The following is a 10732-nucleotide window of genomic DNA, read 5'->3' as shown; positions in this document are numbered from 1 at the left end:
GGGTTTTGGCTGACGGCGGGCGCCATTCTGGCTTTGCTGGTGCTGTCGGCTTTCTTTTCCGGGTCTGAGACCGCCCTGACCGCTTCATCTCGTGGCAAGTTGCGGGCGCAGGCTGATCGCGGCTCTCGCGGGGCAGCAAAGGCGTTGAGCTTGACCGAGGACAGTGAAAAACTGATCGGCGCGCTTTTGCTGGGCAATAACGTCGCCAATATCCTGTCCGCCTCATTGGCAACGGCGTTGATGACGCAGTTTTTCGGTCAAAATGGCGTGGCGGTGGCAACGCTGGTCATGACTGCGCTGGTGCTGATCTTTGCCGAGGTGCTGCCAAAGACTTATGCGATCACCAATGCCGAACTGGCCGCGACGCGCGTGGCCGGACCTATTTCGCTGCTTATCCCGATTTTTGCGCCTCTGGTGCAGTTGATCCGAACGCTGGTGCGTGGAATTCTCTATCTTTTTGGCGTCCGTACCGATCCGGAAACAAAAATCCTTGCGCTGCGCGAGGAAATCGCAGGCACGATTGCTTTGGGCCATTCCGAAGGCGCGGTAGAAAAGGAAGACCGCGACCGGTTGCTTGGCGCACTGGACCTGCATGACCGCACGGTGGAGGAGATCATGCGCCACCGGCGCGAGGTCGAAATGATCGACGCCGAAAAAGCCCCCGGGGATATTTTAAGCCAGGTTCTCGCCTCGCCCCACACGCGTTTGCCGGTTTATCGCGGCGATGACGAGAATATTCTGGGCGTGGTCCATGCCAAGGATTTGCTGCGAGAGGTCGACAAGCTGTTGCGCTCCGGATCGGGGCGGATCGCCAAACTGACCGATCTCGACATCCTGAAAGTTGCGATGAAGCCGTATTTCGTGCCGGAAACCACGCCGCTCGATGAACAGATGCGACAATTTTTGAAACGGCGCACGCATTTTGCCTTGGTGGTCGATGAATATGGCGCGTTGCGTGGCTTGATCACGCTGGAGGATATTCTGGAAGAAATCGTCGGCGAGATCCGGGATGAGTTTGATACGGTCGAAAAGGATGAGGTGCTGGCGCGGGCCGAGAACGGCGATTACATCGTCGATGGTGCGATGACGATTCGCGATTTGAACCGCATCACCGACTGGGGCTTGCCCGATGATGAGGCGAATACCGTCGCCGGTCTGGTAATCCATGAGGCACAGACCATTCCGAATGAAGGTCAGGCCTTCAGTTTTCATGGCTTCCGCTTTGAGGTGAAAACCCGCAAGGAAAACCGCATCACGCTGTTGAAGATCCATCCGCTGTGATCCGCATGAACCGATGGAGCGCTTTGACCGCTCGGTTGGGGTCCGATTTTTCTCTGAAAAATCAGTGCCTGCGGCGCAGGTATTTTTACCAAGATGAAAGCATCTGCGCATCGGATGACAATCAAAAAACGGGCGACGACGAAAGCGGCATTTGAAATGCCGCATTGAGGCGCTTCGGGTCGCGATCTGCGGCCTAACATCAAAATTGGACAATCAGGAATACCGATATGAGCGATGATGCCCTTGTGATCTTTACCCCCTCCGGCAAGCGTGGACGTTTTGCGCTTGGCACCCCGGTTCTGACGGCAGCGCGTGCCTTGGGGGTCGATCTTGATTCCGTTTGCGGCGGGCGCGGCATTTGTTCCAAGTGCCAGATCACGCCGGGCTATGGTGAGTTTGCCAAGCATGGGGTGACGGTTTCGGAAGGCGCTTTGTCGGACTGGAACGCAGTGGAGGAGCGGTATAAATCCAAGCGCGGTTTGATCGACGGGCGGCGTTTGGGCTGTCAGGCCAAGGTGCAGGGCGATGTGGTGATCGACGTGCCGCCCGAAAGCCAGTTGCACAAGCAGGTGATCCGCAAACGGGTGGAGGCGCGCGACATCCACGTCGACCCCTCGGTCAAGCTGCACTATATCGAAGTCGCCGAACCCGATATGCACGACCCCGCCGGTGACTTTGAACGGGTGTCCAACGCGCTGCGTGAACAGTGGCAGATTGAGGCCGTGCGCGCCGACCTGGCCTTTCTGACCGTCATGCAGCCCATTCTGCGCAAAGGCGAGTGGAAAGTCACCGTCGCCTTGCACCAAGAACGTGACAGCGACGTGCCGCGCCTGATGCATCTGTGGCCGGGGCTTTACGAGGGTTCGGTTTACGGCATGGCGGTTGATTTGGGATCGACCACCATCGCCGGGCATCTGTGCGACCTGCGTTCCGGCGAGGTTTTGGCCTCGTCCGGCTTGATGAACCCGCAAATCCGCTTTGGTGAGGATTTGATGAGCCGGGTCAGCTATTCGATGATGAACCCGACCGGGGCGGCAGAAATGACAGCCGCTGTGCGCGCAGGCATGAACACGCTGTTCACCAATGTCTGTGCTGAGGCGGGCGTCGAGAAAACCCTTGTCATGGATGTGGTTTTCGTTTGCAACCCGGTCATGCACCACCTGTTCCTTGGCATTGACCCGTTTGAGTTGGGTCAAGCCCCGTTTGCGCTGGCCACCTCCAGCAGCCAGCATCTGACCGCGAAGGAGCTGGATTTGCAACTTCACCCTTCGGCGCGGGTTTATATCCTGCCGTGCATTGCGGGCCATGTTGGTGCGGATGGCGCGGCGGTGGTGTTGTCGGAGGCGCCGGAGCGGTCAAAAGATCTGCTGTTGCTGATTGACGTTGGCACCAATGCCGAGATTTTTCTGGGCAATACCGAACGGGTTTTGGCCTGCTCCTCCCCCACCGGTCCCGCTTTTGAAGGCGCGCAGGTCAGTTCCGGCCAGCGTGCCGCCCCCGGCGCAATTGAACGGGTGGAGATTGACCCCGTGACGAAGGAGCCGCGCTTCCGTGTCATTGGGTCCGACATCTGGTCAGATGAACCCGGCTTTGATGAAGTGATTGCGACCACCGGCGTCACCGGGATTTGCGGCTCGGGCATCATCGAGATGGTGGCTGAAATGCGTTTGGCAGGTTTGGTTGATGCATCGGGACTGATCGGGTCGTCAACGCAAACCGGCACGGAACGGGTGTTTCAGGACGGGCGCACATGGTCCTATTTGGTTTGGGACGAAACCGAGCAAGGTGGACCACGCATCACCATCACCAACCGCGATATCCGGGAAATCCAGATGGCGAAAGCCGCGCTTTATTCCGGTGCGCGTTTGCTGATGGACAAGTTCGGGGTTGAACAGGTTGACCGCATCGTGCTTGCGGGCGCGTTTGGCGCGCATATCAGCGTCAAACACGCGATGATTTTGGGCATGATCCCGGATGTGCCGCTGGACAAGGTGACATCGGTAGGCAACGCGGCGGGAACCGGTGCGCGCATCGCACTGTTGAACCGTGCGGCACGGGCAGAGATCGAGGAAACCGTCGGCCATATCCACAAGGTCGAAACCGCGATCGAGCCGCGCTTTCAGGAGCATTTCGTCAACGCCTCGGCGATCCCGAATGCGGTGGAACCGTTCCCCAACCTGTTTTCGATCCTGACGCTGCCCGATCTCAATTTCAACTCCGGTCACGGTGGCGAGGCCGAGGGCGGTCGCAGGCGGCGGCGTGGGTAAGGGCTTGACGGCTGCGCGCCGCGCCCTACCTATCGGCATCACCGCCGTTCAGCGCAAGGCAGGCCACACCGAATGACCGATGATCCGATTGCCCCGATGCTCGCGGATGTCGCGGCGCAGGACCGCGCGGCGTTTCGCCAGATCTATTCCGCCACCTCCGCGAAACTTATGGGGGTTTTGCTGCGTATCTTAGGCAACAGAGCGGAAGCGGAGGATGCGTTGCAGGAGGTTTTCACCAGAGTATGGTTGCGGGCGGCCCGCTTTGATGCGGGCAAGGGTCGCGGCATGACATGGCTGATTGCCATTGCGAGCAACCATGCGATTGACCGCTTGCGCGCCCGTCCGGCACCGTCGGTGAGCGATGATGGTGAAACGGTGGCGCAACTGCCCGATGGTCAACGTGGTGCCTTGGCCGGGTTGGTGGCCGAAGGCGAAGCGCGGCGCGCCGTCAAGTGTTTTGGTGAGTTGGACAGTGACCACGCGGCGGCGGTCAAGGGTGCCTATCTTGACGGGTTGTCCTATGACGCATTGGCCGAAAAATTCGATGTTCCACTGAACACGATGCGAACATGGTTGCGCCGCAGCCTGTTGAAACTGCGGGAGTGTCTGGATCAATGACCGATACAACCGACATCCCGGAAGACGACCTCTCCGATCTGCTTGCTGCGGAATATGTGCTTGGAACACTTCCGCTGGCCGAACGGGATGCTGCGGCGACGCGCCTACGGCGTGACGCAGGTTTCGCTGTTGCCGTTGCGCAATGGGAGGCGCGGCTGGCTGGGTTGAATGACGGGTTTGACGAAGCCCCTGCCCCTGACCTGCTGCCCCGGATCGAGGCGCGGTTGTTCGGCACGCCTGCGCACTCGCCCCGATTCTGGCAGGGATGGAAGGGTTTGCTTGGTGGAGCCATCGCCGCTGCAACGCTTGGTGTTGCAGTGTTGGTCATGTTGCCGCAATCGCAAGCGCCGCTTTTGCCGGTGACTACCCTTGCGGCAGAAGGCAGCAACCTGCGCTATTCGGTCGGACTGAAGGATGGTGAACTGCATCTGACACGGATCAGCGGCGACCCGGCCCCACAAGGCCGCGTGCATGAACTCTGGTTGATCGCCGGGCAATCGGCACCGGTATCGCTTGGCCTGATCACCGGGACCGAGAAAACCCTGTCAGCGGCGAATATGCAAGCGGGCATGGTGCTGGCGATCACCGATGAGCCGGAAGGCGGCGCGCCGGGTGGTGTGCCGACTGGGCAGATCGTTGCGTCGGGGACAATCGAACAGATTTGACGAAATAAATCGAAATAATTTCGGACGCCCTGAAACTTCCCGCCCGATCCATCCGTAGCTTCGATCATACCAAAGGGATTGGCCCTTGGATGAAACGGAGAGTATCAGATGATTATTCAGAAAATCGCGTCTTTCACCGCAGTTGTGGCTTTGATGACCGGCATGGCGATGGCCGAATCTGGAAAGCCCGGCCCGACAAATCCGATGGTCGGCGGCGCTGCCATGATGGCAGACATGAACATCATTCAAAACGCCGTCAATTCTGCTGATCACACCACTTTGGTTGCTGCTGTGACGGCGGCCGGTCTGGTGGAAACGCTGGAAGGCGCAGGGCCGTTCACTGTGTTCGCGCCGACGAATGAAGCCTTTGCCAAGCTGCCCGCTGGCACCGTCGAAACGCTGCTCAAGCCGGAAAACAAGGACCAGTTGGTGAAAATCCTGACCTGCCATGTTGTCGGCAAGGAAGTGATGTCTGATGCGCTGTCGAAGATGATCATGGATGACGGCGGCAAGCACCCGGTTCCGACCCTTGGCGGTTGCACACTGGAAGCCTCGGCCAAGGACGGCAATATCATGCTGACCGATGAAAACGGCAATGTCGCCCATGTCACCATCGCTGACGTGAAGCAATCCAACGGTGTCATCCATGTCATCGACACGGTGATGTTGCCGAAGATGTAAGAGCAGTGACCAAACGCGCAGGGTGAGAGGGGCTGCTTGTAATATTTCGCCCCACCCGTGTTTCACACCTTGCGCCCAGGGTCGGCCTTCATCTGTCCCCTACATCTGGCTGACCTTGATGCCCCCGGAAATTTCCGGGGGCATTTGTATTGAATGGCTTGTCGGTTCCGTTGCCGCGATTTAGCCTTGGCCATTGCAGTTTGAAATTGTGGGGGAAATTATGCGATCTTTGGGGATGATATCGGCCTTGGCGCTTTGCGCGACCATCAGCCAGGCGCAGGCAGAGGGGAAATCCATCATCGTGCTGGACGGGTCCGGCTCCATGTGGGGGCAGATCGACGGTCGGCCAAAGCTGGAAATTGCGCGTGAGGCGCTGGCCGGTGTGCTGGCCGGTTTGCCTGCGGATACCGCGTTGGGGCTGATGGCTTACGGCCACCGTGAAAAGGGCAATTGCGGTGATATCGAATTGATCGTGCCACCCGGCCCCGGCACCGGCCCGGCCATCACTGACGCCGCGAACAAGATGCAATTTCTGGGCAAGACGCCGCTGACCGAAGCGGTGCGGCGCGCGGCGGCGGAACTGCGTTCGACCGAGGAAAAGGCCACCGTGATCCTGATCACCGACGGGATTGAAACCTGTGAAGCCGATCCCTGCGCGCTTGGCAAGGAACTCGAAGCGTCCGGCGTGGATTTCACCGCGCATGTGGTCGGGTTTGGTCTGACAGCGGATGAGGGCAAACAGGTCGCCTGTCTGGCAGAAAACACCGGCGGCAAGTATATCGAGGCAAAAGATGCCGGCAGCCTGATCGACGCATTGAAAACCACCGTTGCAGCGGCACCCGAACCCGCCCCGGAGCCGACAGCTGCGCCGGAACCGCCGAAACCTGCGGTGATGGATTACAACATCGCGCCGCGTATCTTCCTTGTCGAAGGCGGCGCGGATATGAGCAGCGAACACTCGATGTCGGTGGAGGTCTATACGATCAAGCAATCCGCCATTGAAACCGACCGTCGCGGCGATCTGGTACAGCAACACTATGGCAATGACCCGTTCTTCGTCGACCCCGGCACCTACCTGCTGGTGGTGGATTGGCAGGAAGCCGAAGTGGAGCAGGAAATTACCCTGACCGCCGACAAACTCACGACCCCCGACGTAATTATGAATGCTGGTGTCCTGACCATACGCCCGCTGACCGAGGCGGGCGGCGAACCCGAAGGCAGCGCCAGTGTCGATCTGACCTTGGGCGATAAAAACTTTTCCTATTACGGCGAAAACACCCGCGTCATGCCCGCCGGGGATTATGGCCTCAACGTCCGCATCGGCAATGCCAGCGTGACCGACAAGCTAACTCTTGAAGCGGGGGAGGTGAAAACCCAGGACGTGATCGTCGCCTTGGGTCTTGCGGTGTTGGATACCTGGTACACCCCCGACATGATCATGGAAGAAACCGGGCAAGCCGTGGATATCTTCAAGGCGAAAAAGTCCTTGGATGGCAAGCGCGAAGATGTGACCGGCAGCTATGGTGCCGCACAGGAATTCAAACTGCCGCCCGGCGATTATGTCGCCACCGGCCGCAAGGAGCAGGCAACCGGCGAAGTTGAATTCACCGTCAAGGCCAATGCGCGAACCGATGTGAAGATTGTGCTCAATGCTGGCGTTCTGGCGATGGCCGCGCCCGGCGCCCGCACGATCGAGATTTTCGCGGCCAAGAAGGATATTCAAGGCAAGCGTAAATCCATCACCTCCTTCTATGGCGAGGAAGCGCAATCCACGATCACCGCCGGAGACTATATCGTTGAGGCAGAGCGTGACGGCGTGTTGAGCGAGATCCCGGCAACCGTCACAGCGGGGGAGCGAACGGAAGTGACCGTACCCTGAGATCTGACACAACCCTCCGCACTCAGGCGTTGGCGTTTCGCTCGGTTGCGTCGTGAAAACCGTTGATCGGCCGCAGATGACCGCGCTTGATACGGGTCTGTCTTTCGACAATCTCGTTGAATCATATCCAGTAATTCCTGAATGGAAACACTGGATATGCCTCGCTAAGATATTGACAAATACTGCAAAATCCCGCCCAGTTTGAATGGTGTGATTGGGCCCGTCCCGAAGGGTTGAAGCTGCCAAGCGAATATCATCCTTCGGAACAGGTTCTGCTATTTTGGGGTGAAGAATGGACATTCTGCTTTTGTGTGCGCTGCCGGTGCTGCTGCTCGGTGGTTTTCTTTTGAACAATTCCGACGATGATGATGATACGGCACCGGATGAAACGCCGAACGTCATCGACGGCACCGAAGATGCGGATTCGATCAATGGCACCGAGGGTGACGACCTGATAAACGGTTTTGCAGGGGATGACACCCTGTTCGGAATGGGTGGCCAGGATGAGATTTTCGGGGATTCCGGAAATGACCTGCTTGGAGGCAAGACGGGTGACGACACCATCTGGGGCGGTAGCGGCGACGACAAGTTGGGCGGCGACCATGACAATGATGAAATTCATGGCGACGGCGGGAATGACACTGTTTTGGCTGGGCGCGATGATGATCGCCTGTTCGGCGGCGGCGATGATGATACTGTGGTTGGCGGCAGCGGCAATGATATGCTTCATGGTGGCACAGGCGATGATCTCCTCAAAGGCGAACTTGGCAATGACACAATGAACGGCGGCTTCGGCAGCGACATCCTCCGTGATGTCAATGGCGCGGACAACCTTGCGGGTGATGCGGGCAATGACTTCATAATTGCCAGTAGCGGTCTGGCTGAACTGGCCGATCTCAATGGCGATAACCTTGATGGTGGCGCCGGCAATGACACGCTGATCGGTGATGCGGGCTTTGCGCAGGCCGCGGCCGACACCATGACCGGCGGCGAGGGTGCAGACCTGTTCTTGATTAACGCAGTCGATGGACCCGAAGGTGAACCGATCATCGACCCGGCAATAATCACCGATTTTTCGCCTGATGATATGCTGCAACTCCATATTCAGATGCGCGATTCTGATACGGAGATGAGCCTGACCCCGACCGAAGATGGAACCGGAACCGAGGTGCTGGTGAATGGCGTGACCTACGCGGTCCTGCAAGGCACGACCGAGGTTGATCCCCATCAGATCATCCTAAGTGCGGAATCCGACAATGGCGCGCATTACACCGGCACCGGCGGCGATGACAGTATCGTGACCGCAGGCGACAATGATTGGCTTCAAGGCTTTGGCGGGAACGACTATCTCAGCGCGGGCAGCTCTGGCTCCTCTACCTTGGAAGGTGGTGCAGGCGATGACACGATGAACGGCGGCATCGGTTCGGATTATTTCTATGGCGGGACTGGCAATGACCTGATTTCGGCCTCGGGTGAGCAGGACGTGGATGCGGGTGATATCGTCTTCGGCGGCTACGGCGATGACACGATTATCGCGGGCGGCAATGATCTTGTCACCGGCGGCGCAGGCGATGACCATTTCGCCCTGCGCGATGGTTTCGGCTTTGCTGAAATCACCGATTTTGAGCCGGGACATGATGTGATCGAGTTTTCCGCCTCAAATCTGACGCTGGATAGTCTGGCGGTGATGGACGGCGAGGCCGGGGCCGAAGTCTTCTACGGCGACCGTTTGATTGCGCAGTTGCAGGGTGTGCAGGCAAGTGCCGTCGAACTTGGGCGTGATATCGTTATTGCAGCTTGAGCTCTGCGCTTTGACAGACCCAGCCGCCTGATCTTGCTTGACGGCGGCTGGCGGCTGGCCTATCTCAACGCGGATGCGGGTGTAGCTCAATGGCAGAGCAGCAGCTTCCCAAGCTGAATACGAGGGTTCGATTCCCTTCACCCGCTCCAATCAAAACCATTATAAAGCATTGATTTACCGCAGTAATAATTCCGCGCGGTGCTTACCGTTGCCTCGTTCACAAAGCACGGTTTTGGACAGATAGACCCGATTCAGCCCACATTTGGACAACGAGTCCCGAAGAAAGTCCCGAAGCGGTTCTCACGCTGTTCTATACGGTGTTGGACCTGAAACCGGTTGGCAAACCATCGCCTTGCGCGAAACCCGCTCCCATGTTCTCTTTACGTTCACGCGTTCAAGATTGGGAATCATGCCAGCCGCTCGACCATCCGCAAACCCGTCCAGAAATCGCCGGATGTGCGATGCGGCATCTGACGGGCAACTGATTATGGTTCGATGCCGCCTGTGTCGTCGAAAAGCAAACTATTGGGCCAGTGATCTTGTTCAGGTCGTTGGCCGCGACCATCAGGTTCACGTCCCGCCGTTCCCTTGCTCTCGCTGCGGAACGACAGAATATGTCGATGTCCGCTGCACAGTTCCTTCAAGCGCAGAATTGAACGGCTTGACGGTACGCCGCCCGGTCAAGCAAGTTATTCGCTGGATCTGGCGAATGGAAAAGGCGTGAAGATGTGCAATCTATATTCCTCCACGACCGCACAGGAAGCGATGCGACAACTGTTTGACGTGCTGCCCGGCAACGATCATTTGGGCAACGCCGAGCCTTTGCCCGCGATCTGGCCCAAGTATGATGCACCGGTGGTGCGACTGGCCGAGGGTGCCGCGCGCGAGCTGGTGATGATGCATTGGGGGTTTTTGACCGCGCAGACATCCAAAAAGACCGGCAAGCCGATTTCTCCTGCCGCATGGAATAACGCGCGCGATGACAAGGTGGCAAGCAACGGCCTCTGGAAAGACAGCTTTGCAAAACGGCGCTGCCTTGTCCTGCGACCAGCTTTTGTGAGGCCAAGGGGCGCAGCCCGGCGATCTATTATTGGTTCGCCCTGATCGGCGATGACCCACGCCCGCCGTTTGCATTCGCGGGTCTGTGGCGCGGCGAGCAACACGGATTACCGGATGACGATGCGCAGCAGCTCACACACACAATCATCACGACCACGGCAAATGACATCGTGCGGCCAATCCATCCCACCCGTATGCCTGTGATCTTGCAGCCTCGCGACTATGAGGAATGGCTGACCGGCAGCCCCGAAGATGCGGAGCGTTTGATGCGGCCATTTCCGGACGATCAGATGGAGATCGTTCAACGTGGCGAGGGGCTGAAGGCGGATGAAGCCTAACCTTTTCCACCGGCCTTGTTGCAGCAGGAAAAGCCAAAAACTTCGGCACATCCGACACGATCCGGCCGATCTGAATGGGTGTGACAATGCGGTGATTTACATGGCTTTTTCCCATGCGGCCTCATATAGCGGTTCTCAAGCTT

The 10732-nt window shown here is 58.3% G+C and carries 7 protein-coding genes, 1 tRNA gene and 1 pseudogene; all 9 read left to right on the top strand.

The features are described 5' to 3' along the window. Nucleotides 1-9 precede the first annotated feature (9 nt). Nucleotides 10-1281, top strand: coding sequence for an HlyC/CorC family transporter (locus tag L0H65_RS07515; RefSeq protein ID WP_301458227.1), 1272 nt, complete (start codon nucleotides 10-12; stop codon nucleotides 1279-1281). A gap of 227 nt (nucleotides 1282-1508) precedes the next feature. After that, entirely contained in the window at nucleotides 1509-3548 is a 2040-nt protein-coding gene (locus L0H65_RS07510) for an ASKHA domain-containing protein (RefSeq protein ID WP_301458223.1), read from the top strand. 72 nt (nucleotides 3549-3620) lie between these two features. Then, the gene (locus tag L0H65_RS07505) at nucleotides 3621-4166 is read left to right on the top strand and encodes a sigma-70 family RNA polymerase sigma factor (protein WP_301458221.1); all 546 of its coding nucleotides are present in this window, start codon (nucleotides 3621-3623) and stop codon (nucleotides 4164-4166) included. After that, nucleotides 4163-4831 carry an anti-sigma factor gene (locus L0H65_RS07500; protein WP_301458220.1) on the top strand — a complete coding sequence of 223 codons (669 nt, stop codon included), beginning with the start codon at nucleotides 4163-4165 and terminating at the stop codon, nucleotides 4829-4831. Before L0H65_RS07505 ends, L0H65_RS07500 begins: the two co-directional genes overlap by 4 nt. A gap of 153 nt (nucleotides 4832-4984) precedes the next feature. Beyond that, nucleotides 4985-5512: a fasciclin domain-containing protein gene (locus L0H65_RS07495; protein WP_301458226.1), complete on the top strand. Its 528-nt coding sequence runs from the start codon at nucleotides 4985-4987 to the stop codon at nucleotides 5510-5512. A 220-nt stretch (nucleotides 5513-5732) separates the two neighbouring features. Further along, nucleotides 5733-7391 carry a VWA domain-containing protein gene (locus L0H65_RS07490; protein WP_301458219.1) on the top strand — a complete coding sequence of 553 codons (1659 nt, stop codon included), beginning with the start codon at nucleotides 5733-5735 and terminating at the stop codon, nucleotides 7389-7391. Between the two features lie 292 nt (nucleotides 7392-7683). Beyond that, nucleotides 7684-9192, top strand: coding sequence for a calcium-binding protein (locus L0H65_RS07485; protein WP_301458218.1), 1509 nt, complete (start codon nucleotides 7684-7686; stop codon nucleotides 9190-9192). A gap of 75 nt (nucleotides 9193-9267) precedes the next feature. Next, nucleotides 9268-9341, top strand: a tRNA-Gly gene (locus L0H65_RS07480). Between the two features lie 577 nt (nucleotides 9342-9918). Then, a pseudogene (locus L0H65_RS19800) lies at nucleotides 9919-10589 on the top strand (SOS response-associated peptidase). Nucleotides 10590-10732: the final 143 nt, after the last annotated feature.

It is taken from the genome of Pseudorhodobacter sp. (assembly GCF_030452865.1).
Lineage (GTDB): Bacteria > Pseudomonadota > Alphaproteobacteria > Rhodobacterales > Rhodobacteraceae > Pseudorhodobacter.
Note: the sequence above shows the minus strand (reverse complement) of the source record. Positions and strands in the feature narration are given on the sequence as shown.

Coding starts and splice junctions, on each gene's coding strand:
- L0H65_RS07510 (WP_301458223.1), top strand. CDS start 1,509: ATGAGCGATGATGCCCTTGTGATCTTTACCCCCTCCGGCAAGCGTGGA.
- L0H65_RS07505 (WP_301458221.1), top strand. CDS start 3,621: ATGACCGATGATCCGATTGCCCCGATGCTCGCGGATGTCGCGGCGCAG.
- L0H65_RS07500 (WP_301458220.1), top strand. CDS start 4,163: ATGACCGATACAACCGACATCCCGGAAGACGACCTCTCCGATCTGCTT.
- L0H65_RS07495 (WP_301458226.1), top strand. CDS start 4,985: ATGACCGGCATGGCGATGGCCGAATCTGGAAAGCCCGGCCCGACAAAT.
- L0H65_RS07490 (WP_301458219.1), top strand. CDS start 5,733: ATGCGATCTTTGGGGATGATATCGGCCTTGGCGCTTTGCGCGACCATC.
- L0H65_RS07485 (WP_301458218.1), top strand. CDS start 7,684: ATGGACATTCTGCTTTTGTGTGCGCTGCCGGTGCTGCTGCTCGGTGGT.